Origin of the sequence: Pseudoalteromonas sp. GCY (assembly GCF_016695175.1) — a bacterium.
Classification (GTDB): Bacteria; Pseudomonadota; Gammaproteobacteria; order Enterobacterales; family Alteromonadaceae; genus Pseudoalteromonas.
Genome location: NZ_CP068023.1, coordinates 3,467,501 through 3,492,777, shown reverse-complemented (window position 1 = coordinate 3,492,777; position 25,277 = coordinate 3,467,501). Strand labels below are relative to the sequence as shown.

The 25,277-nt window shown below is 43.4% G+C and carries 28 protein-coding genes and 1 tRNA gene (1 of these 29 cut by a window edge); 21 read left to right on the top strand and 8 right to left on the bottom strand.

Going from position 1 to position 25,277, the window contains the following annotated elements:
- Nucleotides 1-205 precede the first annotated feature (205 nt).
- From iscR to JJQ94_RS20995, 15 genes are all read left to right on the top strand, one after another.
- A complete protein-coding gene (gene iscR / locus JJQ94_RS21065) occupies nt 206-697 on the top strand; it encodes a Fe-S cluster assembly transcriptional regulator IscR (protein WP_010378960.1) in 492 nt (163 codons plus the stop codon).
- 23 nt (nt 698-720) lie between these two features.
- A complete protein-coding gene (locus tag JJQ94_RS21060; RefSeq protein WP_088531800.1) occupies nt 721-1,935 on the top strand; it encodes an IscS subfamily cysteine desulfurase in 1,215 nt (404 codons plus the stop codon).
- Nucleotides 1,936-1,995: 60 nt separating this feature from the next.
- Nucleotides 1,996-2,379, top strand: coding sequence for a Fe-S cluster assembly scaffold IscU (gene iscU / locus JJQ94_RS21055; RefSeq protein WP_010378965.1), 384 nt, complete (start codon nt 1,996-1,998; stop codon nt 2,377-2,379).
- Between the two features lie 9 nt (nt 2,380-2,388).
- Nucleotides 2,389-2,712: an iron-sulfur cluster assembly protein IscA gene (gene iscA, locus JJQ94_RS21050; RefSeq protein ID WP_010378967.1), complete on the top strand. Its 324-nt coding sequence runs from the start codon at nt 2,389-2,391 to the stop codon at nt 2,710-2,712.
- Nucleotides 2,713-2,772: 60 nt separating this feature from the next.
- Nucleotides 2,773-3,297 (top strand): co-chaperone HscB, encoded by a 525-nt coding sequence (gene hscB / locus JJQ94_RS21045; protein ID WP_099030350.1) that lies wholly within the window; start codon nt 2,773-2,775, stop codon nt 3,295-3,297.
- Between the two features lie 41 nt (nt 3,298-3,338).
- Nucleotides 3,339-5,201, top strand: coding sequence for a Fe-S protein assembly chaperone HscA (hscA, locus tag JJQ94_RS21040; protein WP_099030349.1), 1,863 nt, complete (start codon nt 3,339-3,341; stop codon nt 5,199-5,201).
- Nucleotide 5,202: 1 nt separating this feature from the next.
- Nucleotides 5,203-5,541: an ISC system 2Fe-2S type ferredoxin gene (gene fdx / locus JJQ94_RS21035; protein WP_010378974.1), complete on the top strand. Its 339-nt coding sequence runs from the start codon at nt 5,203-5,205 to the stop codon at nt 5,539-5,541.
- Between the two features lie 88 nt (nt 5,542-5,629).
- Entirely contained in the window at nt 5,630-7,063 is a 1,434-nt protein-coding gene (locus JJQ94_RS21030) for an NAD-dependent succinate-semialdehyde dehydrogenase (RefSeq protein ID WP_099030348.1), read from the top strand.
- A 375-nt stretch (nt 7,064-7,438) separates the two neighbouring features.
- Nucleotides 7,439-8,320 carry a nucleotidyltransferase family protein gene (locus JJQ94_RS21025; protein WP_172439934.1) on the top strand — a complete coding sequence of 294 codons (882 nt, stop codon included), beginning with the start codon at nt 7,439-7,441 and terminating at the stop codon, nt 8,318-8,320.
- Nucleotides 8,321-8,366: 46 nt separating this feature from the next.
- Nucleotides 8,367-9,440, top strand: coding sequence for a phosphotransferase enzyme family protein (locus JJQ94_RS21020; RefSeq protein ID WP_099030346.1), 1,074 nt, complete (start codon nt 8,367-8,369; stop codon nt 9,438-9,440).
- 142 nt (nt 9,441-9,582) lie between these two features.
- Entirely contained in the window at nt 9,583-10,959 is a 1,377-nt protein-coding gene (locus JJQ94_RS21015; protein ID WP_099030345.1) for a Gfo/Idh/MocA family protein, read from the top strand.
- A gap of 80 nt (nt 10,960-11,039) precedes the next feature.
- A complete protein-coding gene (locus tag JJQ94_RS21010; protein ID WP_099030344.1) occupies nt 11,040-11,540 on the top strand; it encodes a nuclear transport factor 2 family protein in 501 nt (166 codons plus the stop codon).
- A 29-nt stretch (nt 11,541-11,569) separates the two neighbouring features.
- Nucleotides 11,570-11,836, top strand: a complete 267-nt coding sequence (locus JJQ94_RS21005) for a YkoF family thiamine/hydroxymethylpyrimidine-binding protein (RefSeq protein ID WP_017218496.1) — start codon at nt 11,570-11,572, stop codon at nt 11,834-11,836.
- Complete coding sequence (pnuC, locus tag JJQ94_RS21000; protein WP_039493061.1) at nt 11,836-12,456, top strand: nicotinamide riboside transporter PnuC; 621 nt, start codon at nt 11,836-11,838, stop codon at nt 12,454-12,456. Before JJQ94_RS21005 ends, pnuC begins: the two co-directional genes overlap by 1 nt.
- A complete protein-coding gene (locus tag JJQ94_RS20995; protein WP_236596529.1) occupies nt 12,419-13,231 on the top strand; it encodes a phosphotransferase in 813 nt (270 codons plus the stop codon). The genes pnuC and JJQ94_RS20995 overlap by 38 nt, the downstream gene beginning before the upstream one ends.
- A gap of 66 nt (nt 13,232-13,297) precedes the next feature.
- Here the strand turns inward: JJQ94_RS20995 and JJQ94_RS20990 are convergent, their stop codons facing one another.
- A complete protein-coding gene (locus JJQ94_RS20990) occupies nt 13,298-13,480 on the bottom strand; it encodes a helix-turn-helix domain-containing protein (protein WP_010607231.1) in 183 nt (60 codons plus the stop codon).
- 196 nt (nt 13,481-13,676) lie between these two features.
- On the opposite strand from JJQ94_RS20990, the gene JJQ94_RS20985 reads away from it, so the two are divergent.
- Nucleotides 13,677-13,751: transfer RNA gene (locus JJQ94_RS20985), tRNA-Arg, on the top strand.
- A gap of 14 nt (nt 13,752-13,765) precedes the next feature.
- On the opposite strand, the gene JJQ94_RS20980 is transcribed toward JJQ94_RS20985, so the two are convergent.
- Nucleotides 13,766-14,731, bottom strand: coding sequence for a zinc transporter ZntB (locus JJQ94_RS20980; RefSeq protein WP_099030342.1), 966 nt, complete (start codon nt 14,729-14,731; stop codon nt 13,766-13,768).
- 277 nt (nt 14,732-15,008) lie between these two features.
- On the opposite strand from JJQ94_RS20980, the gene JJQ94_RS20975 reads away from it, so the two are divergent.
- From JJQ94_RS20975 to JJQ94_RS20965, 3 genes are read left to right on the top strand one after another with little or no spacing between them, the layout of a single operon-like run.
- Nucleotides 15,009-15,443: an ATP-dependent zinc protease family protein gene (locus JJQ94_RS20975; protein WP_099030341.1), complete on the top strand. Its 435-nt coding sequence runs from the start codon at nt 15,009-15,011 to the stop codon at nt 15,441-15,443.
- A complete protein-coding gene (gene rimK, locus JJQ94_RS20970) occupies nt 15,440-16,345 on the top strand; it encodes a 30S ribosomal protein S6--L-glutamate ligase (protein ID WP_010378991.1) in 906 nt (301 codons plus the stop codon). Before JJQ94_RS20975 ends, rimK begins: the two co-directional genes overlap by 4 nt.
- Nucleotides 16,332-17,360, top strand: coding sequence for a succinylglutamate desuccinylase/aspartoacylase family protein (locus tag JJQ94_RS20965; protein WP_010378992.1), 1,029 nt, complete (start codon nt 16,332-16,334; stop codon nt 17,358-17,360). Before rimK ends, JJQ94_RS20965 begins: the two co-directional genes overlap by 14 nt.
- Here JJQ94_RS20965 and JJQ94_RS20960 read toward each other — a convergent pair.
- The 4 genes from JJQ94_RS20960 to recQ form a co-directional block, all read right to left on the bottom strand.
- Entirely contained in the window at nt 17,350-17,913 is a 564-nt protein-coding gene (locus JJQ94_RS20960; RefSeq protein WP_099030340.1) for a mechanosensitive ion channel domain-containing protein, read from the bottom strand. The genes JJQ94_RS20965 and JJQ94_RS20960 overlap by 11 nt on opposite strands.
- A gap of 58 nt (nt 17,914-17,971) precedes the next feature.
- On the bottom strand, nt 17,972-19,678 hold the full coding sequence (locus JJQ94_RS20955; RefSeq protein ID WP_442960331.1) for a POTRA domain-containing protein: 1,707 nt from the start codon (nt 19,676-19,678) through the stop codon (nt 17,972-17,974).
- A gap of 112 nt (nt 19,679-19,790) precedes the next feature.
- Nucleotides 19,791-20,078 (bottom strand): DUF3630 family protein, encoded by a 288-nt coding sequence (locus JJQ94_RS20950; protein ID WP_099030339.1) that lies wholly within the window; start codon nt 20,076-20,078, stop codon nt 19,791-19,793.
- The gene (gene recQ / locus JJQ94_RS20945; RefSeq protein WP_099030338.1) at nt 20,078-21,892 is read right to left on the bottom strand and encodes a DNA helicase RecQ; all 1,815 of its coding nucleotides are present in this window, start codon (nt 21,890-21,892) and stop codon (nt 20,078-20,080) included. The genes JJQ94_RS20950 and recQ overlap by 1 nt, the downstream gene beginning before the upstream one ends.
- Before the next feature lie 244 nt (nt 21,893-22,136).
- Here recQ and rarD point away from each other — a divergent pair, with 244 nt between their 5' ends.
- Nucleotides 22,137-22,976, top strand: coding sequence for an EamA family transporter RarD (rarD, locus tag JJQ94_RS20940; protein WP_211200999.1), 840 nt, complete (start codon nt 22,137-22,139; stop codon nt 22,974-22,976).
- On the opposite strand, the gene JJQ94_RS20935 is transcribed toward rarD, so the two are convergent.
- Both JJQ94_RS20935 and maoP read right to left on the bottom strand, forming a co-directional pair.
- Nucleotides 22,965-24,200, bottom strand: coding sequence for a GGDEF domain-containing response regulator (locus JJQ94_RS20935; protein WP_172439933.1), 1,236 nt, complete (start codon nt 24,198-24,200; stop codon nt 22,965-22,967). The two genes, rarD and JJQ94_RS20935, sit on opposite strands and share 12 nt — an antisense overlap.
- Nucleotides 24,201-24,429: 229 nt before the next feature.
- On the bottom strand, nt 24,430-24,801 hold the full coding sequence (maoP, locus tag JJQ94_RS20930) for a DUF413 domain-containing protein (protein ID WP_099030336.1): 372 nt from the start codon (nt 24,799-24,801) through the stop codon (nt 24,430-24,432).
- Nucleotides 24,802-24,888: 87 nt separating this feature from the next.
- Between maoP and JJQ94_RS20925 the strand changes: the two genes are divergently transcribed.
- Nucleotides 24,889-25,277 carry the 5' portion of a LysR family transcriptional regulator gene (locus tag JJQ94_RS20925; protein WP_099030335.1) on the top strand. The gene runs 457 nt beyond the window's last position, so only the first 389 of its 846 coding nucleotides appear in the window; the start codon lies at nt 24,889-24,891; its stop codon lies off the right edge, out of view.

Genomic DNA, 25,277 nt, shown 5'->3' with positions numbered 1-25,277 from the left:
AATCTTGCATAAATCTTCATCACTAATACTTGACTAAAATACTCAGGTAATTACAATATCCATAATACCTGATTAAATTACTCAGGTATTTCGGGTAGGCATACGAGGGTTGCAGATTTAAAGCCGTTATTATGCTTGGTTAATACTTGACTATCTTAGTCAAGTAATTAAAATTTGCTGCTTGGTAAATTAGCGGGGGTTATGCATGAAACTGACATCAAAAGGCAGATACGCCGTGACAGCAATGTTAGATGTTGCGTTACACGCAAGTATTGGCCCTGTTCCACTAGCAGATATCTCTGAACGACAAGAGATTTCGCTATCTTACCTTGAACAATTATTTGCCCGTCTACGTAAACATGGCTTAGTAAGCTCTGTACGTGGTCCAGGCGGCGGCTATTTATTAGGCCGTGATGCACACACAATTTCCGTTGGTGATGTGATTAATGCCGTTGACGAGTCCGTTGACGCAACACGTTGTCACGGCGAAGGCGGCGGTTGCCAAAGCGGTATGCGCTGTCTGACTCATTCATTGTGGTCTGACTTAAGTGTGCGAATTGAAGAGTTTTTAAACAGTATTTCCCTAGCCGAGTTAGTCGCCGACGCGGATGTTCAATCCGTAGCAACGCGGCAAGATAAGCACGTTAAGCGTGTTATCGAGCAATTAGACAATATTCAAGTGAGCTGTCAACTCTAGGTTGACGTCAAGCGGAGAGATAAATGAAATTACCGATATATCTAGATTATGCAGCAACCGCTCCGGTTGATCAGCGTGTTGCAGACGAGATGATGCAGTGCCTGACAATGGATGGTAACTTTGGTAATCCAGCTTCTCGTTCACACCGTTTCGGTTGGCAAGCAGAAGAACTGGTTGATCAGGCGCGTAATGATATCGCTGATTTAATCAACGCTGATCCGCGTGAAATCGTTTTCACATCTGGTGCAACTGAATCAAACAACCTTGCAATCAAAGGTGCTGCACAGTTCTACAAAAAGAAAGGTAAGCACATCATCACCGTTCGTACGGAACATAAAGCAGTGCTAGACACCTGTCGTGAGCTTGAGCGTCAAGGCTTTGAAGTGACGTATATGGATGTTGAAGACAACGGCTTACTTGATTTGAAAAAGCTTGAAGCAACCATGCGTGAAGACACTATTTTGGTGAGCGTAATGCACGTTAATAACGAGCTAGGTGTTATTCAAGACATCGCGACTATCGGTGAGATGTGTCGTGAGCGCAAGATTATGTTCCATGTTGATGCGGCGCAAAGTGCTGGCAAAGTACTAATCGACCTACAAACATTGAAAGTAGACTTTATGTCATTTTCTGGACACAAAGTTTATGGCCCTAAAGGGATCGGTGCGTTGTACGTACGTCGTAAGCCACGCGCGCGTTTAGAAGCACAAATGCACGGTGGTGGTCATGAGCGCGGTATGCGTTCAGGTACTCTTGCAACTCACCAAATCGTGGGCATGGGCACTGCATTTAGAATTGCAAAGCAAGACTTTGAAAAAGACCATGCACACATCAGTGCGCTCCGTCAGCGTCTATTGGACGGCCTAATGGATATGGACGAAGTTTATTTTAATGGTGCTATCGACCAATCAGTACCTGGCATTGTAAACATCAGCTTCAACTTTGTTGAAGGTGAGAGTCTACTAATGGCGGTTAAAGACATTGCGGTTTCTTCTGGTTCTGCATGTACATCGGCGAGCTTAGAGCCATCTTATGTACTGCGTGCTCTAGGTCGTAATGACGAATTAGCACACAGCTCTATCCGTTTCAGTATTGGTCGTTTTACGACAGAAGAAGAGATCGATTACACCGTCAATCTTCTTAAGAATTCTATTGGTCGCTTACGTGAGATGTCACCGCTTTGGGAAATGCACCAAGATGGCATCGATTTAGATAGCGTTGAATGGGCACACCATTAAGCAAGTTTTAGCCGCTGGCTGGATACCATCCAGCCGCAAGCAGGTAGTGAGGAAATAGTTATGGCTTACAGTGATAAAGTTATAGACCACGTTGAGAATCCACGTAACGTAGGTTCTTTAGACAAGAACGATCCAAGCGTAGCAACGGGCATGGTGGGGGCACCTGCGTGTGGCGACGTAATGAAACTACAAATTAAAGTGTCAAAAGAAGGCATCATCGAAGATGCGAAATTCAAGACATATGGTTGTGGTAGCGCGATTGCATCATCATCACTTGTGACTGAGTGGGTGAAAGGTAAATCGTTAGAAGAAGCTGCGACTATCAAAAACACTGATATCAGTGCAGAGCTTGAGTTGCCACCAGTGAAAATCCACTGCTCAATTTTGGCAGAAGATGCGATTCAAGCTGCGATTGCAGATTATAAGAGTAAACAAGCGAAGTAAGAGACTATTATGGCAGTGACGTTAACAGATGCAGCCGCTAATCGCGTATTAGCCTTTTTGAGTAACCGTGGAAAAGGCATAGGGCTGCGCGTTGGTATTAAAACCACGGGCTGTTCAGGTCTTGCTTATGTTCTCGAATTTGTCGACGATTTAGATGAAGGCGATGAAGTATTTGAAGACAAAGATGTCAAAATCATCGTTGATGCAAAAAGTTTAGTTTATATCGACGGCACAGAGCTTGATTACACAAAAGAAGGTCTGAATGAAGGGTTTAAATTCAATAACCCAAATCAGAAAGACGAATGTGGCTGTGGTGAAAGTTTCACCGTATAGTTTGCAACAGTGAATAGCTTAAAGCCCTGCCTTGGTGGGGCTTTGCTGTATTAGGTGCGTATGCGTTATTTTGAATTATTTGATTTACCTGTTGATTATCACGTTGATTTAAACAAACTAAATCAAGGTTATTTAGAGCTACAGCGTGCAGTTCACCCAGATAGATTCGCTGGTAAAAGTGAGCGCGAGAAGTTGCTCGCGGTACAGAAAACCGCAGAGATAAATGACGCGTTAGCGGTGCTCAAACATCCAGTTAAACGCGCTGAGTATATGCTAAGCGAAAAGGGTGTAGACATACGGGCTGAGCAACAAACTTTGCAAGATCCGATGTTTTTAATGCAACAAATGGAGCTGCGCGAAGCATTAGAAGAATTACCTGATGCGGCGGAGCCTGACAGCGCGATTGCAGAATTTGAAACACAGATTAACGCGTTAGATATAGAGTTTAGCGCTTCCCTTGCCGAGCAGCTTCAAAGCGATGACATGAGCATATTAGAAGCCGCAGCAGACAATATTCGTAAGCTAAAGTTTGTCTACAAGTTACGCGACGAATTAGCACGTATCGAAGATGAATTATTCGATTGATGATGTATAGCATCAACAAACGTTAAAGTGAAAAGAGCATTATGGCATTATTGCAAATTGCTGAGCCGGGGCAGAGCGCGGCACCTCATGAGCATAAATTAGCGATTGGTATCGACTTAGGTACCACGAACTCTCTTGTGGCGACAGTACAAAGTGGCGAAACAAAGACCCTTAGCGATTTAATGGGTAAACCTATGCTGCCTTCGGTAGTAAGGTACACCGAATCAGAGGTTATCGTTGGTGAACAAGCCCAAGCTGCTTCTGCTGAAGATCCCACCAATACACTTATTTCAGTAAAACGTTTTTTAGGTAAAACGCAATCTGAAATAGAACAAAGCTATGGTCAATTGCCTTATAACTTTGTCGATAATAACGGTTCGCTAGCTATTGAAACCGTAGCAGGCGCTGTGAGTCCAGTGCAAGCCTCCGCTGAAATTTTAAAAACATTACACCAACGTGCTATTGATAGCTTTGCTGGTGAAGATGTAATGGGTGCGGTTATCACCGTACCTGCGTATTTTGATGATGCACAAAGACAAAGTACAAAAGACGCAGCCGAGCTTGCTGGTCTTAAAGTACTGAGACTCCTTAACGAGCCGACTGCGGCTGCGGTAGCTTACGGTCTAGACTCTGGTCAAGAAGGCGTGATTGCGGTTTATGACCTTGGTGGTGGTACGTTTGATATTTCTATCTTACGCTTAAACCAGGGAGTGTTTGAGGTATTATCAACCGGTGGTGATTCTAGCCTCGGTGGTGATGACTTTGATTCATTATTGGTCGATTTTTTCAAACAACAAACTCAGCTATTTGATTTAAATCCAAAAGAGCTACGCTTGTTTATTAATAAGGCAAGAGCCTGTAAAGAAGCGCTTTCAAGCTACGAGACAGTAAACGTAGAGCTACCAGTTCGCGAGCAAAAGTTGGTTGTTACTATCACGCGTCAAGCATTTGCTGAAATGGCAATGCCACTGGTTAAAAAGACTTTACGCTCTTGTCGCCGTGCGTTAAAAGACGCCAGTGTCACACAAGAAGAAGTCTTGCAGGTTGTGATGGTGGGTGGTTCGACTCGTATGCCAGTAGTGCGTGAAGAAGTCGGTAATTTCTTTGCCAAAGAGCCGCTAACATCAATCGATCCAGACCGTGTAGTGGCATTAGGCGCTGCTATCCAAGCTGATATTTTAGTGGGTAACAAGCCTGACTCTGATATGTTACTGCTTGATGTATTACCATTGTCTTTAGGCTTAGAAACAATGGGTGGATTGGTTGAAAAAATCATTCCGCGTAACACCACCATTCCTGTTGCACGCGCACAAGAGTTTACTACCTTTAAAGATGGTCAAACGGCCATGTCATTACATGTACTGCAAGGTGAGCGTGAGCTAGTTGATGATTGTCGTAGTTTGGCTAAATTTAGTCTAAAAGGCATTCCACCAATGGCGGCAGGCGCTGCGCACATTCGTGTCACTTTTAGAGTTGACGCTGATGGTCTGCTGAGTGTTTCAGCCGAAGAAAAATCGACAGGTGTGCAGGCTGAGATCCAAGTCAAACCTTCGTTTGGTTTGAGCGATGACCAAGTAGCACAAATGCTAAAAGATTCGATGAGTAATGCCAAAGAAGACATGAGTGCTCGTATGCTTAAAGAGCAGCAGGTTGAAGCGCTGCGTGTGTTGGAAGCGTTAGAGGCATCGCTTGCAACAGATGGTCATCTGTTGGCAGAAGATGAACTCAATACACTGCGCGGTGCGATGACTGAACTTGCACAAATTCGCGAAAGTGCAGACAATCCAGAGCAGATTAAAAAGGCGATCGAAGAAGTCGATCAGGCGAGTAGTGATTTTGCTTCACGTCGAATGGACCAATCAATTAAAAAGGCACTGCAAGGGCAGTCGGTAGACGAGGTGTAATATGCCACAAATTATCTTTTTACCCCATGAAGAGTTATGTCCGGAAGGTGCTGCAATCGAAGCGAAAACGGGTGAAACTGTACTCGATGTGGCGTTGAAAAACGGTATTAGTATTCCACATGCTTGTGAAAAATCATGTGCATGTACCACTTGCCATATCGTTATTCGTGAAGGTTTTGACTCACTTGAAGAGAGCGATGAGTTGGAAGATGATATGCTAGATAAAGCATGGGGTCTTGAAGCTGAGTCTCGTTTAGGTTGCCAAGCGATAATTAGTGATGAAGACTTAGTGGTTGAAATTCCGAAGTACAATCTCAATATCGTTAATGAAGACCATTAAGTGCTGCTAACAACCTAGGTTGTTACCGACAAATTTAATAAAAGCCGTGGTCTCTTACTACGGCTTTTTGCCTTTCAGGAGGAATGCTATGTCACTCATCAGTAATCCCGAATTCTCACTTATCAATGGCCAAGCACATCATAGTAATAAGCAAGTCGATGTGGTCAACCCTGCAACTGGAGAGCACCTAGCTCAGGTTTCTGAGGTGGATAATCAGGCAGCCGATAAAGCGCTGCATGCAGCGGTTGAAACCTTTGAAAAACTTTCTAGCACGACAGCACACGCCCGCAGCCAAATACTTAGAAAATGGTACGAGTTGGTAATAGAGCATCGTCAGGGATTGGCTGAAATCGTCACTAAGGAACAAGGCAAGCCATTAAAGGAAGCGCTTGCTGAGGCTGATTATGCTGCTGGATTTATTGAGTGGTATAGCGAAGAAGCCAAGCGCGCCTACGGTCAGGTTATTCCCAGTCATTCTCAATCTCATGAGCTAACTACCATTAGGCAAGGAATTGGTGTTGTACTTGGGATCACACCGTGGAATTTTCCACTTGCAATGATCACCAGAAAAGTCGCACCAGCCTATGCCGCAGGCTGTAGTTTTATATTAAAGCCTTCAGAGAAAACCCCTCTTGCGGCCATCGCACTGGCTAAGCTGGCTATTCAGGCTGGAATGGAAGTTGGCGCTTTTCAGGTGTTAGTGACTAACGACTCTAAAGGATTAGTTGCACACCTTACTGAGTCACAACAAGTGCGCAAACTCACATTCACGGGATCAACACAAGTGGGGAGTGCGTTGTTAAAGCAATGTGCCGACACGGTGAAAAGAACGTCAATGGAGCTTGGTGGTAATGCACCATTTATTGTTTTCGACAGCGCTGACGTTGAGCAAGCGGTAAGTGGCTTGATGGCGGCAAAGTTTAGAAATGCAGGACAAACTTGTGTGGCCGCAAATCGCGTGTTTGTAGCAAAAAGTATTGCGGCAGCGCTACTCAATACACTCACTCAGCAGGTCAGCACACTCACCTTGGGGAATGGTTTAGAGCAAGGTATTGATATTGGTCCACTCATTTCACTTGAAGCCAAACAAAAAGCACAGCAGCTGTTGGACGATGCGTTAGCTAAAGGCGCAAGCATCGCTTATCAAGGTGATAAACAAAGCGGCCAATTTATGGCTCCGGTAGTTATCACGGGTGTAAATAGCACCATGCGGATCTTCCATGAAGAAATTTTTGCACCGATTGTCAGCATTATTGATTTTGAGAGTGAAGATGAAGTGGTAAGAATGGCAAACTCTGTGCCAGAAGGGCTTGCTGCTTATTTTTATTCGAATGATGGCAATCAAATAAGGCGAGTAAGTCATGCGCTTGAGTATGGCATGGTTGGGATTAACGAAGGGATTATATCCAATCCGGTAGCGCCTTTTGGCGGTGTGAAGTTTTCAGGTCTTGGCCGAGAAGGGGCACAGGAAGGACTGCTTGAATACCAAGAAATAAAGTACTTATGCCAAAAGTTTAGCTAGTTCACACTGGTGTAAGACTAGGGCCTGATGATCTTTGCTGTTTGATTTTTGTTCCCTTGAGTGTGTTTTGGTCGCGGCGCTCGACTTGCCGCCTAGTAATCTAAGCAAAAGTTGAGTAACAATGAACAAAGCGCACTCAGGGGAACCCAAAGGGCAGCGCTTGATTAGCATTTCTACAGTGTTATCGCCTGACTCACATAGAGTAACTATGCTACGCAGGCTCTGCCTTGTATAAATACCAATCAAACAGCTGCAAAAACAAACTTGAAAGATCAACTGGCCCTAATTGCGAGGACGCCTTTGCTCGCAATTGCTTTTATTCTGCGCAAAAGCTCAGTACACTTATCCGCTTATTTGAGTTTTGATATTTTTTCAATGATAGGAATCGAACACCCCCCCACGCTGATCATTTTGGCAGGTGGATTAGGAAGCCGCTTTGGTGGTAATAAGCAGGTTGCTGAGCTGCCAAGTATCGATAAAAGCATTATGGAATTGAGTATAATTGACGCGCATCATGCTGGTGTGCGCGATGTTATTTTGATCATTAATGACAAAGTGCGAAGCCTAATCGAAAATGTGATATTACCACGGTTGCCGAAGGCGCTGAACATCACTTTAGTGCAACAGCGGCTTAGCGATATTCCAAGTGAATTTATCGACTGTTTGGCAGAGCGAGAAAAACCATGGGGCACAGGGCATGCGCTGTTGTGTGCAAAACCTTACATTGATAAGCCAGCGATAGTTATTACGGCGGATGATTATTACGGGCCTGATGCATTTGAGCAGCTTGTTGAGCATTTTCAGCATCATAGCAATATGGCGATGGTCGCATACCCAATTATAAATACCTTATCAGATCAAGGTGGAGTAAACCGTGGCGTTTGTCAGGTACAAGCGCAACAACTACACTCGGTTGAAGAGGCATTAGATATTCGCTTTGAAAACGGCGAGTTGTTCGGTGATATTGCAGATAAGCGGTGTAAGATCGCAAACTCTACGCTTGCTTCGATGACCTGTTGGGGTGTGACGCCGTCACTTTTTGATTCATTAGAAGCGGGGTTTAATGCGTTTTTAAGGAATTATGACAACGGTGTCAAAAAAGAGTATTATCTGCCGGATTGTATCCAACACAGTATCAATAAGGGCCTGCAAACCGTGTCGGTCTACCAAGCTAAATCACATTGGTACGGTATAACTTATAAGAGCGAACTAGACATTGTCGCGAGAAAGATTTATGAAGCACGTCAGGGAAGATAATCATCTCCACACAATTACATCCGACTTAACTCCTTTTGAGGTGAATATGGAGTATCAAGCCGTTGCGCAACAACTTGCTGATGAATACGGTCTCATTAGTGAAGAAGCTAAAATGAAGCCGATTGGTAGTGGCCATATCAACACGACCATGCTGTTGCAGGACAACCACAAAACCATGGTAGTACAAAAGCTAAATACCACGGTATTTCCAAACCCTTTGCAGCTTGTTGAAAATGCGCGAGCGATTGAACAGCACCTAACAGCAAAAGCCTTAAATGGAGAATATAGTCTCGCTATCATAAAGCACTTAGCGACGAGTTCAGGCCAATATTTAGTCGATATTAATGACGAAGTTTGGCGTGCACTTGCATTTATTGGCCGCAGTTATAGCGAAGACGTAGTTGCAAACGAACAACAAGCATTAACGGCTGCAAACGCCTTTGGGCAGTTTGCACATGCGCTAAATGATTTTGATGCCGCACAGTTACATCATGTAATTCCAAACTTTCATAACTTGGCGATGCGTATTGATGCATTTAACCAAGTGCTAGCGAAAGACGAGCATGGTCGCGCGCAAAAGTGCAGTGATGTTATCGCCGCTTTTCAGCAGCAATTTGCACTTGCAGAAGAATTGCAGCAGGTACAAAAACAAGTACCTCTTAGAGCTTGCCACAACGATACCAAAATCAACAACATGCTGTTTTCAACACAGAGTGATGCAGCACGAGCCGTTATCGACTTAGATACTTGTATGCCAGGTAACTGGTTGTTTGATTTTGGCGATATGGTGCGTACCTTCTGTTCACCAGAAGCCGAAGACTCTACGAACTTGAGTAATGTGCAGGTAAGAGAAAATATCTTTGCTGCGCTGGCGCAAGGGTATATTGAACCGTTACAAGACAGTGTGACTGAAGCAGAAAAAGACAGTTTTATTCTTGGCGCCAAAGTGATGCCATTCATGATAGGTCTGAGATTTTTAACAGATCACTTAGATGGAGATAATTATTTTGCAACCCACAGAGCCAATCATAATCTCGACCGCGCGAAGAACCAGCTTGCGTTGTATTCCAGTGTGCTAGAAAAAGAGGATTGTCTGAATAACATTATCAGGGCAATTTAACGGTTTAATGTATTTTAAGAAAAAGCGCTTCAAGCGCTTTTTTTTGCGGCTTTATCGCAATGTTTTGAACCTAAGATTGGGATAGGTTAGCTTGATAGCGAGCAGTATTAGTGCTGTTGAGAAGTATCGTTTAGGAGTAAGAATGAAAAATATAAACCGCCGCGACTTTTTAAAAGCCGCAGGAGCGGCAGCGGCTGCGAGTGTAGTAGCTGGGTGCGCAAACTCTAATCAAAAGAATAGCGTTGTACCTAAGCAACAAGGCCGCTCTGTCATTGGACTCGTAGCACCAAAAATGGACGTGGTTCGGGTAGGTTTTATTGGGGTTGGGCAACGTGGCTATGGTCATGTAAAGCGCATGAGTCACATCGATGGCGCACGTATTGTCGCGATTTGTGATACCCATGATGAAGTGCTTGAAAAATCGGCTGACTATCTTGTGCGCGAGCGAGGTTTGCCGAAACCTGCGTTGTATCGTGGCGGTGATTTAGCTTATCAAGAAATGCTTAATCGGGACGATATTGACATCGTTATCATTTCCACACCCTGGAAATGGCACGCGCCGATGGCAATAGATACCATGAACAGTGGTAAGCACGCGTTTGTTGAAGTGCCTTTAGCGCTGACCGTTGAAGAAATGTGGCAGATAGTCGATACCGCAGAGCGCACGCAAAAGAACTGTATGATGATGGAAAATGTCAATTACGGTCGCGATGAGTTGATGGTACTGAATATGGTTCGCCAAGGTGTATTCGGTGAGTTATTGCATGGTGAAGCTGCATATATTCATGAGCTGCGTTGGCAAATGAAAGAAATTGAGCACAAGACCGGCTCATGGCGTACACACTGGCATACTAAGCGAGATGGTAATCTATATCCAACTCATGGTTTAGGGCCGGTATCTCAGTACATGAATATTAACCGAGGTGACCGTTTTGATTATTTAACCTCGATGAGTTCTCCCGCCCTTGGTCGTGCTGCCTATGCAAAACGCGAATTTCCAGCAGATCATGAGCGCAATCAACTACATTATATTGCGGGTGATATGAATACCACGATGATTAAAACCATCAAAGGACGCAGTATCATGGTACAACACGATACGACCACGCCTAGGCCTTATTCTCGTCACAATCTTATTCAAGGAACTAATGGGGTCTTTGCTGGTTTCCCTAATCGTATCGCGTTAGAGCAAGGTGGTACTAAGAGCTTCCATGAATGGGATTACGAAATGGATCCTTGGTATGAACAATACGACCATCCGCTTTGGACTAAAATGGGTGAAGAAGCGCAGCGCAATGGCGGTCATGGTGGTATGGACTTTTTAATGTTCTGGCGCATGATCTATTGCCTGCGTAATGGTGAGGCGCTAGATCAAGACGTATACGATGGTGCAGCTTGGTCGGTAATTTCTCCATTATCGGCTCAGTCAGTCGCTAATCGTAGTGAATCACTGAGTATTCCAGACTTTACCCGTGGAGCGTGGAAAACCGCTAAGCCATTGGGTATAGTGACAGTATAAAAATACACATTTTATCATCGTCGAATTAAGCGCTACAGGCGCTTTTTTTATACTCGATTAATACGGCTTTTGGAGTGGCTATGATGCGCTATCGGTTCTTGTTATTCTTTATATTAATACTGAGTGGTTGTAGTAACTCGGTTAATATCAGTAAGAAAAATACATTCATCAGCCATACCGATGCTTACTTTAATACCTATGCTCAGCGGCAGAACTTTACCCAGTTTATCGAGTTCTATGCAGAAGATGCGGTGCTGGAAGATATGGTTTTTGGTCATAAGGCACGAGGTAAAGATCAGATTACGGCTTTTTTTAATTGGTCTGCTGGGAATTTTGCTGTGCTGGATGAACAACCCGTCTTAGTGGTTGAGGATAAAATAGTCGATAGCACGACTCGAACCGTGGTTGCTAGAGGCGTTTTTAATCGCTTTAATTATGCGTCACGCGAGTTAGGGCCTTGGCGATTTCTGATAGTGCTAAAGTTTGACGAAAAAGGTAAAATTATCTATCAGCAAGATTGGATTAACTATACCCCAAAATCGGATTTTACCGGTGGGGAAAATCTAAACCAGCAATATTAATAATCGGCTGCCATTTGTAAGGAGCGCCCATGCAAGTTTCTGTTGAAATAAGCAAGTACCCACTGCACCAAGACTATATCCCTTTTATTAAAGGTTTTATTGATAGGCTGAATGAGCATGAAGGGATCAAGGTGATCACAAACACGATGTCAACTCAGGTCTTTGGTGAATTTGATTTAGTGACCTCAGTATTGAATCAAGAAATGAAACACTCATTTGAAGCTTACGGAAAATGTATTTTTGTTTGTAAGTTTATCTCAGGCGATTTATCTCCAGCTGATAGTGCCTGCGATTAATGGACTGGTTTACTGAAACCTTTGCAGGGTTCACTGCGATGTCGAGTTGGGAGTACATCGCTGTGGTGCTGGCAGTTGCCTATTTATTACTGGCAATTCGAGAGAATATTTGGTGTTGGCCTGTGGCCTTTATTAACACCTTTATCTATACCGTTCTGTACTGGAACGGAGCGCTAGTGATGGAATCACTGCTGCACTTTTACTATATGGTCATGGCCGTCGTTGGTTGGTGGATGTGGCGTCAGGGTGACAAAAATAAGCCCAGTGATATTGTTTCTTGGTCGTTATCAAAACACCTTTCAATCATTGTTATCACTTCAGTGGTTTCTGTTGTGCTGGGTTATTTCACCAAGCATTATATGGCAGCAGATCTCGCTTATTTAGATAGCTTTACCACTTGCTTCGCGGTGGTGACGACCTATTTAGTGGCTAAGAAGATTCTTGAAAACTGGCTATATTGGGTCGTTATTGATGCAGCCTCTATCTACCTTTATTACCTTAAAGGTTTCTATCCTACGCTGGTATTATTCATTTTCTACACCTTGATGGCGTGCTGGGGCTACAAGCGTTGGTACGAAGAATATGAAGCGAAGCAAGGAAAGACGCTTGCAGCACTCTGAACTTGAAAAATTAAAAATAAAGGTGGATACCGTATTCAAGGTTTCAGTAGAGCGATTAGAAAAGCTGACTAAAGGTGTGAGTAATAACAATTACCTGATGGTGAGTAAAGGCGAAAGCTACCTAGTAAAATGCTATAGCCATGGTATTCCTACTGAGGCCTTGAAGGCACAGAATAAGTTAGCACAGCAAGGCATTACTTCTAAAGTACTGCAGTACGATCTACGCACTCGTATGGCGCTGTTCACCTTTATGCCAGAAGTGTGTGCTGAGCCAAAGTTAAATACTGCGTTGTTAGCACAAGTTATTCAGGTGCATAGCTTAGAGCTTGAAGTATATGAGGTGCTGGACCTAGTCGGTTATGTTCAGGCTATTGATGAGGAACTGCGTCACTTAGTTGACATCGAATGGCTTATCGAAAGCTTAGCTTCTCTACCTGTGGATCAGGCGTTTTGCCATAATGACTTAGTCATGAGCAATATCATTCAAAGTCCAGAGGGGGTTCGGTTAATCGACTTTGAGTATGCTTGTCATAGTGACATATTTTTTGATTTAGCAGCGCTGGTGTGTAGTTTTAGCTGTGGTGTTGAAGAAGCACTTACGGTGGTTGAGTCTTACTTTTCTCTAAAGCAGCAAGTAATGCCCTCATACGTTCAAGCTAAACTGACGGTATTTTGCCAAATTTATTTGATTGTTAGTATTCAATGGTACGAGCAGCGTGGCGTAATAACAGAAGCTGAAAAACTGAGACAGTTAGTGAAGCAGTGGTTATCGTAACAACAAGCTGAGCCAGTAACGTGTGGCATTCCCTGAACACAATACTGGCCATCGTTACTGAAAGGGTTAGATCCCACCCAGTCGCTGTGCGAGTTCTTTGTATTTTTCAACATCGGCTTTGTCAAAGATAGGTTCGCCATTGGCATCAGTGTCTTTGGCGACTAGCAAGTTTTCTCGTGCGAGGCGTCTTACGCGCTCAACCTTTACGTCAAGAAACTCTGCAACTTGCTCTGTTGTCATCGGTGTCATATTTGGGATCCTCAATGATGTATCGCGATATTTCTGAACGGGCAGCAATATCAGTCTATTTTATTATTTTCAAAGCATAGTTGAATAACTGGTTTTTTGCCCAAAGTACAGCTTTTTTTAAAAATAGGTTACTAATTAGTCATATAGCAAACATTGTCTGGCAATTGCCTGCACTTAGCATTATTATGTTGCCGACGCTCTCGTGGTGAAATGGATATCACGTAGCCCTCCGGAGGCTGAGTTCTAGGTTCGATCCCTAGCGAGAGCGCCAATGCTTACTCCTACTTACAACCAGCCTTTGCGTTTAAAGTACACCCCAATACCACCAGTTAGTACCACCAACATAATAACAAAAAAGGCAAATGCGCCACCCCATTCAGTGCCAGGAATACCGCCAATATTCACCCCTAACAAGCCTGTTAAAAATCCAAGTGGTAAGAATAACGCTGCAACGACGGACATCACGTACATTCTTTGGTTTAATTGTTCATTTTGATGGTTGGTGATCGCATTTTGGATCACTTGTGCACGCTCAATCGCTGCCTCTAATTCTTCGATATATCGACTTAAGGCATTGCTCGCCTCTTCAATCATGTGTTGATGATCTTCGTCGAGCCAAGCAACCTTTGCCAATATAAGTTCGCTAATAGCAAGCTTTTGTGGCTTAAGATAGCGTTTTAAACCAATGGTTTGCCTTCTTAATGTTGAAAGTTGCTGATAGTTTGGCAGCTGCTCACTGCTTTCCATCGCGTCTTCAAATTCATCAAGCTGTTCTTCTATTTGCCAGATGATGTCTTGCATTCGCACAGAAAGTCGCATCACCAATGTAGACAGTAACTCACCGATACTTTTTGCGCCTTGACCCTTTTTAAGTGATGCCAGCATATCTTGGGCAGACATAATATGGCGCTTACGACAGGTGATAAGTAGTTTATCGTTTGCAAAACAGCGAATAGAAACCATGTCTTCAGGGCTTTGCTTGGGGTTAAGGTTCACGCCACGCAAGAACACTAGCAAACCTTCATCGCCATTAGCCGTTCTCGGACGGGTTTCATCTGCGGTTAGCGCTTCTCTTTCCCAGTCATCCAAAAACGTTTGTTGCTTCAGCCATTCGGTCGTTTCGTCGAAGCTGTAGTCAAAATGGAGCCAAAGTGGCTCCTTGTGAATTACGGATTTTACTTCACTCAGATCGCAAAGTAGCCTACCGCCACCTTGACCGTCGAGCACAAACGCATGGAGTAGTCCAGTCATAGCTAATTCCTATTAAAAAGTTCGTCCCAAGACTGACATAGATAATTTAATTTTCAAATTCATTTAAAAATCTTGGCGATGAAATAAATTGTTTGAATACTCTATTTTACTTTAGCTCAGTATAGGGCTTTACCTTGAAAAATGTGTAAGTGGTGTTACTGTAAGTTAAGGTGCTTGGCTTAACAGAGCGTTTTTATCTTTAGGATAAATTTATTTTGTTTTTCAAGTGACTTGAATCAGCGTATAAGTCCGAACTCATTTTGTACGAGAGCATAATATGATCACAGTTGGTTGGAGAGAGTGGCTTTCCTTACCCGATTTAGGTATCGAAAAAATCAAAGCGAAAGTAGATACTGGAGCAAGGACATCATGTCTGCATGCCTTTAAGGTTGAGCCTTTCAAAACAGAACAAGATGAACTTTGGGTAAGGTTTTGGATCCATCCCAAACAAGACAACACCGACTATGAAGTCTGTAGTGAAGCAAAAGTAGTGGATGAGCGCGTTGTTACCGATTCGGGCGGTCATAAAGAACTACGTTATATAATAGAAACAAATTTAACTATCGGCAATCAGGCTTGGCCAATTGAAATCACGCTAAGCAATAGAGAAACCATGAAATTTAGAATGTTACTGGGCCGCACGGCGATGCGAGGCCGCATCCTTGTTGATCCAGAACAGTCATACTTAAGTAATAAAACGGATAAATCATGAAAATTGGCATTCTTTCAAGGAATCAATCTTTATATTCAACACGTCGTTTAATTGAAGCGGCAGAGCAGCGTGGGCATGAAGTTGAGGTTATTGACGCGCTACGTTGTTATATGAATATCAATAGTAGCGAGCCTGAAATTCACTTTAAGGGACAGCAGTTGAGCGGCTTTGATGCGATTGTTCCGCGAATTGGTGCCTCTGTGACGTTTTATGGTTGTGCGGTACTCAGACAGTTTGAAATGATGGGGGTTTACCCATTGAATGAGTCTGTTGCAATCACTCGCTCAAGAGATAAGTTGCGTTCATTACAGTTACTGTCGAGAAAAGGCGTAGGCATGCCAATCACAGGCTTTGCCAGTAAGCCTGATGACGTTAAAGACTTACTGGAAATGGTTGGCGGCACACCGGTTGTGATCAAGCTACTAGAAGGCACACAAGGTATTGGTGTGGTGTTAGCTGAGACACGAAAAGCGGCGGAAAGCGTTATCGAAGCATTTATGGGCTTAAAAGCCAACATCATGGTGCAAGAGTATATTAAAGAAGCAGGTGGTGCGGACATTCGTTGTTTCGTTATCGGCGACCGTGTCATTGCCGCGATGAAGCGTCAAGCGCAAGAGGGCGAATTCCGCTCAAACCTGCATCGTGGTGGTTCTGCGACATTGGTAAAAATCACTCCGGAAGAGCGCCGCACTGCAATTGCTGCAGCAAAAGCCATGGGCCTAAATGTTGCCGGTGTAGATTTATTGCGTTCAGAGCGTGGTCCTTTGGTGATGGAAGTGAACTCATCTCCGGGCCTTGAGGGCATTGAAAAGGCAACAGGTAAAGACATTGCTAGCTTGATCATCTCCTTTATCGAGAAGAATGCAGCGGCGAAAAGGACTGCTACACGTGGCAAAGGTTAAAATCAACCAACCCTTTACGTTATTAGATACAAGAGTGGGTGTTGCTGAAAGGCAGACTGTCCAGTTGGAAGTGGCCAAGCTCTACACTCACACACCAATGACCATTCCGATTGAAGTTGTTAATGGCGCAGAGGCCGGGCCGGTACTTTTGGTCTGTGCCGCAATTCATGGTGATGAATTGAATGGCGTTGAGGTCGTGCGCCAGCTATTAAGTAAAGTCGATGCGGCAACGCTACGTGGCACCTTGATAGCGGTGCCTATCGTCAATATCTTTGGCTTTATTCATAAGTCTCGCTATTTACCTGATAGACGAGACTTAAACCGCTGTTTTCCAGGTTCTGAGCAAGGCTCGTTAGGGGCTCGAATGGCATCTATGTTTTTCGATTTGGTGGTAAAAAAATGCACCCATATTATCGATTTACATACCGGTGCGATTCATCGCTCTAACTTACCGCAGATCCGAGGTGACTTGTCCTGCGAAATGACCAAAGAAATGGCCATGGCGTTTGGTACGCCGGTTGCGATAGATGCGCGACTGCGTAATGGGTCGTTGCGAAGTGAAGCCGCGGGATTGGACATTCCTGTTATCACTTATGAAGCGGGAGAAGCGTTGCGGTTTGACTCATTGGCCATTGCAGCTGGATTGCAAGGGGTTGAAAATGTTATGCGCAAACTCAGAATGTTGCGTGGACGTCGCAGGAAACAACGTCATGATGCGGTTATCGCGGCAGCAACAAGTTGGGTGCGAGCAGACGTTGATGGTATTGTTCGAGCCCAAGTTAACTTGGGGGAACGCGTATCAAAAGGTCAAATCTTGGCTTATATAGACAGTCCACTAGGTCAAAGTGAAGAAGCGATTATCGCGCCTCGTAGTGGGATAGTGATTGGCCAACAAATGCTACCTTTGGTGAATGAAGGAGATGCGGTTTTTCACTTAGCTTACTTTGCACATGCAAATAGCATTGTTGAACAACAGCTAGAAACCTTTATTGACGATATAGGCCCTATTTCTTAGGGCCTAATGTTCTTCTTGGTGCTGGAACCTGTTTAGGTTTAGCCGGTTCCTGACTAAGCACCATAACGGGTCGAGTAACAAACAAGTTGTTGGGATATACGACTTTATGACCGTCAACATGACGCAGCACCACACTCATCAGCCCCATCTCTACAATACAGCCTTCAACAAAGTTTGCACCGTCGACAATTCTTACCCAATTCCCAACGCGATAATCGTTTTGAATAAACATAAGTAAGAATGAAGTCAGATTGGAAAGCAGTGACCAACCGGCAAACATGGCAACACCTAGCATCGCAAATAACGATGAGCCAAGCACCAGCAAACCACGAAGTTCTATGCCCCAGAATACAAGCATAAAACAGACGAATACAAATGCAACGAGTACACGAACGAGTAGATCGGCACGTTGTTTACGATGTGAGTCTATTTTTCCGCGTGTTACTTTCTCTAATAGTTTGCAACAAGCTTTTATCAATAGTGGGAAGGATAATAGCGCCACCAAAGTTACAATTAGCTTGTATTGACTGAGTGCGAAATCTAACAAATGCAAAGTCGTATCCTAAGAAATTTTTTCTGCTTTATATCATGTTTATTGGTGCGCGACACCGTTAAAAGCGATTTTTCACCGTTAATAGCCACTGGACACTATCGACGTTATCCGGGCCATTAATTGGCGCGGCTAAATCAATATGAACCATGATATCTGAATTGGCTCGGCTTGGTGCTAAACGCAAGCCAATGCCGACATTCTTTAAGACAGATTCATCTGCTTCAATCGGCAGGTGAGAGTGGTACGCGCGCCCTACATCAAAAAAAGCCGCACCACCAATTTTGAATAAGCGCAGTAAGTCATATTCCCAGTAATAGCGCTTTTCGATATTGAGTAGCATGCTTCGACTACCTTGCTGATATTTTATTGGGTATCCGCGAAGCCCGGTTTCCCCCCCTAACGTAATTTGATTATCAAAGGTCAGGTTATTTCCATAGGTATAGCTTGCATTGATAAACCAAGATTCATACAAACTGGTATTTAAATAGTATTGAAAGGTTGTTTTCGCTATCAGGTTTTCGGTTTTATCTGTGTCTTTGTTCCAGTTGCCACTGACATCAAAATAAAAACGCCACAAGCTGTGATCTGAGGTGTAGTGCGCAGTATTGGCAGAAAATGAATAAACAAGACGCTCAGTATCGTCACTCCAAGATTCGGCCGAATAGCCAAATAGAGCATTAATATTCCAGCCTAAATTAAGATCTTCCGTACGATAAATCGAGTCGAAATTGCGTACCTTTACATAGGAATCTTCAAACCACTGAGCTTGAACATAAGGGTAGGTGAGTGTTCTATCCTGTGCAATGGGTAAAGTGGTATCAGCTATCTCACGGAAGGTATGTTGCTCATGTCTAACGCCTGCGATGAGACGACGAGTCCAACTGCCCGATAGCGCTTTTGAGTGTCCGAAGTAGACTTGCGTGACATCCGTGGATTGACTGAACTCTGAGATTGTTTCACCTTCAGAATATATGGGCTCTTCGCGTTTGTCTGAATAACTCGTAAAACCATAACTATATGGGGTATCGGTTGCAAAAAACGGATAGCTCACATCGATATAGTGGCGTTCACCATCGTCATTATCTGAATATTCTACGCGACCACGATATCTTGAGTTTAAAATATTAGGGTCATCATAGACAAACTGATAGCCGGAGCGGTCGACCTCTTGTATATGAGTAAAAGAAAGGCGCTTTCCCCACCCAAATAGATTACTTTCTCTAAACCCAATTCGAGAAGTATTCTCCCCACCACTACGACTAAAACTTAAATCGGGCAATAGTGTCCAAAGATCCCGCGTTACAACTGTAACTAAAATATCACCATCACAGTTTTCCACGGCGTAGATACGAGCATCATATAGGTATGACTGATTGCGAAGGAGTCGCTCGGATTCACTGAGTTTTTTTGGGTTGTAAGCATCCCCTTCTTGAAATAGGAGTACGCTTTTTAATACTTCGGGCTTGGTTTGAATATGATAACGGTTGGCAAATCGGAATAGGGCATTGTCTTCTTCAGGTTTGTCGGTATCGAAAACATTAAGTTGTTTAAGAGTGATAGCGACGACCTTTTTACCCTCTGCAGGCTCTGGATAGGTTTGTTTGCTGTCTAGCTGGCGTGAAAGATTTTGGTCGCTTTGTGCTTCAACCCGGTTGTTACCACAGCTATTAGCAAAATCAACAGCAGGAACTTTTTCAGCTTGCGCAGCTGCATTTAGGCTACATATTAGTACAATACTATTACACGAAATCCTCTTTACATTCATCACAGCGCCTTTAAGTCTAATATTCCTTTAGTATGGATTATATTGTTGCAGCTTGCTTTAGTTCTGCAACAAAAGTAATAATATTTATAGACTTAAAGAGCTTTATGTGGACTTAACGAGAAAGTTGTTGGCGTAGGAAAGGTAGGAGTTCTAAGGCATCAACGCCATCAGGAGCTATCCACACGCTCTCACTGTAATGTTCAAAATTTAAATTAAAATTACAGTTTTTATATGAAAAACGCCATTGATGCCTGTCTGCACCAGCAGAGAACTCAATTAATTGAATCTCATCTTGATGTAAGAATATTCGGCCCCAAATTTCAAATTCGTCATCTTGAGGTGTAATTTCACAGTTGATGATAATCACCTCGTGTGAATTATCCAAAGTGAGTGTGGTCATTATTCTCTTTCCAAATAATTACGAATGAGCTGCATGAAAGGGGCGCCGTACTTGCTGAGCTTAGTAAAACCGACACCAGACACTTGCAAAAACTCGCTATCAGTTGTTGGCGTTCTTTGTGCCATTTCAGCCAACGTTCGGTCGTTAAATACAACATACGGCGGTACATCATCTTCATCTGCGAGCTGCTTTCTGAGTGCACGAAGCTTAGCAAATAATTTCTTGTCGTAATTAAACTGAGCCAGTTTATCTTGATAGACATGCTTAGCTATGAGTCTTGGCTCTGCGAGTTGTAGCACGTATTCACCGCGCAGCACGGCACGGGCCGCTTCTGTTAACCTAAGCGTTGCACCTTGAGTAATATCTTGACTCAATAAACCATGGTGGATCAATTGGCGTAAGATACTCAGCCAAAACTCATTGCTGTGCTCTTTCCCGATCCCATAGGTTGAGAGGGTATGGTGGTTTTGTTCTCTGATCCTTGCAGTATTTGCCCCACGCAAAATATCCACAATGTAACCAATGCCAAAGCGTTGCTCTGCGCGGTATACGCACGATAACGCTTGTTGGGCGACTAATGTGCCATCAAATTGTTTCGGAGGGTTAAGGCAAATATCACAGTTACCGCATGCTTCACGTTGATATTCGCTGAAGTAATTGAGCAAAATTTGACGACGACAGGTTTGCGCTTCAGCAAAGCTCGACATCGCCTGAAACCGTTGCTCTTCAACCTTACGACGTTGCTCGTCTGGAATATCTTCAAAAAAGCGTCTAACGCGGGGAATATCAGCAGGATCAAAGTACATAACGGCTTCAGCTGCTAAGCTATCTCGCCCTGCACGGCCCGTTTCTTGATAATACGCTTCTACACTTTTTGGAATATCATAGTGAACCACAAATCGCACGTTGGGTTTATTGATCCCCATACCAAAAGCAACGGTTGCAACTACGATTTGAATGTCATCTCGGGCGAAGCGGTTTTGTACAAACTGGCGCTGATCATTATCTAGACCCGCGTGATAACCTGCAGCATTGAACCCAGCATCAATCAGCTTTTCGGCAATATCATCAACACGTTTACGGCTACCACAGTAGATTATGCCACTTTGCCCCTTTTGCTCTTTTAAATAGCGGATCAACTGCGACAGGGGTTTGAACTTTTCTTCGATGGTGTAACGAATATTGGGTCTGTCAAAGCTACCGGTATAGATAAATGGTGCTTGCATACCTAATTGCTGGACAATATCTTTTCGTGTTGCTAAATCAGCCGTTGCGGTTAATGCCATCATCGGAACAGACGGAAAATGTTGACGCAATTCTTTTAAACGAAAATAGTGGGGTCTAAAGTCATGTCCCCAATGGGATACACAATGGGCTTCATCAATGGCAAATAAACTGACGTTACAGTTGGATATGCGTTCGATAAAATCCCTTTGTAAGGCCTTTTCTGGTGCAACGTACAGCAGCTTTAAACGACCTTGGAAAAGCGCGTCATAGGTATCTCTTTGCTGCTCCCAAGCGACGCTGTTGTTGATATATTCAGCGGCTATGCCTTGTGCTTTTAACTGCGCGACCTGATCTTGCATTAATGAGATAAGTGGCGATATAACGATTGTCACGCCTGCTAATAGTACTGCAGGGACTTGGTAACAGAGTGATTTACCACCGCCTGTAGGCAGCAGTACAAGCGTATCCTGACCAGCTAAGCTAGACTGAATAATATCAAGCTGACCATGTCTAAACGTACTGTAGCCAAAAATATCTTTCAGTACCGAATGAGGGTCTTTAATTGGGGTGCTTACGAGGGTATCCATCGGCGTTATTTTAGAGCTTTTTTTGAACCTTGTCTTTGCTTTTTATCTAATCGAAAGAGACTTGAATAAGTTTTGAGCACTTGTGTTCTTTAGACTTTGTGATTGTGAATTCATCGAACTTTCATCGCTGTGATTAATAAAAATGAGTATAATGATTGACCTCTTAGTTGATCCCTTCAAAGGTTAAACGCCCGTGATTGAAGAACAAAAGAAAGGCCATTTACTCGCTGTACTCGCCTTTTTTATGTGGGGACTTGCACCCATCTATTTTAAGCAACTCGTCCATGTCGACGCGATTGAGATACTCATTCATCGCGTTGTGTGGTCTGTATTTTTTATTGCACTAATTGTGCTTGCTAAGCAGCAATGGCCCAAAATTAAGGCTATATTGGCTAATCCTAAATTGCTGGCGATGTTGACACTCACCGCGTTGCTGTTGGGTTTTAACTGGGGTTTATTTATTTGGTCTGTTAATAACGGCTTTATGCTAGATGCGAGTTTGGGTTATTACATCAACCCATTACTTAACGTGCTATTGGGAATGTTATTCTTATCGGAAAGGTTGAGAACGGCACAAAAGTTTGCTGTGTTATTAGCGATAGTGGGCGTGGTGTTACAGTTAATCAGTTTTGGCTCATTCCCTGTCATTGCGTTTTCACTGGCGGGATCGTTTGCGATATATGGATTGTTACGTAAGACCTTAGCGGTTGAATCGCTTCCTGGATTGCTGGTGGAAGCACTTATTCTCACCCCAATTGCACTGGCTTATTGGTGGTGGGTTGAGCCCAGTGCCACGAGCAACCTTTGGAATAATGATTGGTACACCAACACCCTATTGATAAGTGCGGGTGTGGTGACAACTTTGCCTTTGTTATGCTTTACCGCAGCGGCAAAACGGATACCCTACACGACACTTGGCTTTTTTCAATACATCGGGCCGAGCTTAATGTTTATATTGGCGGTACTATTTTACGGGGAAGCCTTTGATGCAGAGCGAGCAATAACGTTTGCCTTTATTTGGGGAGCGCTGGTGATGTTTAGCTTTGATTCTTATCGAGATAAAAGAAAGCGCCTAGTGAACTAAGCGGTTTCTTCCCGAAGCTTTTGCCTGATATAAACGCTCATCTGCTTGTTTTATCAGGCTTTCAATATTTGCAGTTATTTGTGCTGCAAGACCTATTGAAACGGTAAATGAGATCTGTTGTGGTGTTAGTTCACTACTGCTTTGCTCTAAATATTCTCTGAAGCGCTCTAGTTTTTCTTTGCAATGTTCGGCCACTGTATCTTTGAAATATATCGCAAACTCTTCTCCACCCAAGCGAGCAACTAAATCGTTTGGAAAGTATTTTGCAAAAGCTTGTGTTATTGATTGAAGCACTGCATCGCCACCCTCGTGGCCATATTTATCATTGACTTGTTTAAAATGATCTATGTCTACCATAGCGATCAGACTGTTTAACTCTTTTTTATATCTGGTTTTTAAACTTTTCTTTACTGTATCAAAAAAGTAGCGTCGGTTTGGCAGGCTGGTTAAATAATCCGTATTTGCTTGTCTGCGTATTGTTTGAATATGCTCTAGCATATCGACGTTTTGGCTGAGGCGGCAGTAAAACTCTTCAGCATTAAAGGGCTTTCTGAGATAGTCGTTGGCGCCATTTTTCAAAAAACGCGTTGACAAGTTTGCGGTTTCAACTCCTGATATACCAATTATCGCTTTATCATCATCAGTGTAGAGTCGTCTAATTTCGATACATAGTTCTTCTCCTCGCATGTTAGGCATCTCGCTATCGGTGATAATCACGGAAATATCTGGATTGTCTTTTAATACTGCGAGCGCTTCTATGCCATCACAGGCCTCTAGTACCTGATATTTGTGGCGAGTGAGGAGCGCTGAAACATAGTGTCTCGACGAAATAGAATCGTCCACAACCAGTACTCTGACATTTTCATTTCTTGGCAGGCGCTCTAATTGGCGACGTAAATAATGATAGGCTTGTTTATTTTCCTTGGTGATATAATCGATAATAGGGTATTGCTCAACGATTGAGCGTGTTTGACTATCTAAGTTGCCGGTCATAACAATCGTTGGAATATCGGCTTTTACGGTGCAAGGTATCGCTTCGCCAAGAGGCGCATCTGGCAACATAAAATCAACCACGGCACAAAAATAGTTGTGCTGTGATAATAAAGCTTTGGCTTCAGCCAAAGACTCTGCAATATCTACATGGTATCCCACTGTAGTAGCAATATGCTTTTGCACCTTCGCAATTGTGGGGGTGTCTTCAATGATTAAGATTTTCCGTAACACAACCTTCGCCAATCATTTCCTGTTTTACTAATTCTTAACCTAACTGCGCTTAATTGCAATGCTTGTGCTAATAAACAGGTAATGACTAAAAACAAAATGCTAGAAAGATAGGGTATGGTGAGGTAATCAAGATTTAGATAGTATCAATAAAGGGACTGCTCAGACACCAACGAAAGAAATACCATAACTCTGTTGGCGTCTAAGCTTGATAGTATTTGGGCGATTTTGCTTATAGCTCGTCGTCAATATCTATCGGGATAACAACGCTACCATCGTTTTGAACTTTAGAGCGTCCAAATAGAGTGTGAAACTTTGTCTTACACGTAGTATGCTTCAAATATTTGGTCCAAGCTTTTTCTACAGCGTTAGTTGGGGGGATTAACCCTTCCATTACCTGAACAAATTGAGATTGGAAACTGTTTTGAGGTTCTTCTGCTTTGCTGTATAAGCTTCTTAATGTGGCACCACAGCGTTCAAGAATTTCGGCTTCTTGTAGCGTAAAGTGACCACTGCGTCCGAATCCTCTAGGGAAGTTGGCGTCATCATAAAAGGCTCTGGGGCTTGCAAATGCATTTTTCAAAGTCGCTAAATTATGATCCATAACTGAGTCCTCTAAGATTATCTGGCTGGAGTATGGACCAAGTTTTATAATTTTTTAAACGAGTAATTTTTATCGTCAGGAAGAAAAATGGACATAGATCTATTAAAAACTTTTGTCGAAGTTGTCAAAACCCGTCACTTCGGTCGAGCGGCAGAAAATTTATACATCACTCAGTCAGCTGTAAGTTTTAGGATCCGCCAGCTTGAGCAAAGTTTAGGGGTGAATCTTTTTATTCGCCAGCGTAACAATATTCAGTTAACTGCGCCAGGTGAAAGGTTGTTACCACACGCCAAAATGATCTTAACTGGGATGCAGCGCGCCAAAGTCGATGTTGCACTTGCAAACAATATGCACAAGCAATTGTCACTGAGTGGCACGGCTAATATTTGGGACGCATTTTTACAATTCGGGATTAACCATATTGTATCCGCTATGCCTGGTGTATCGCTTGTTGCTGAAGTGAAAGCACAGCAAGA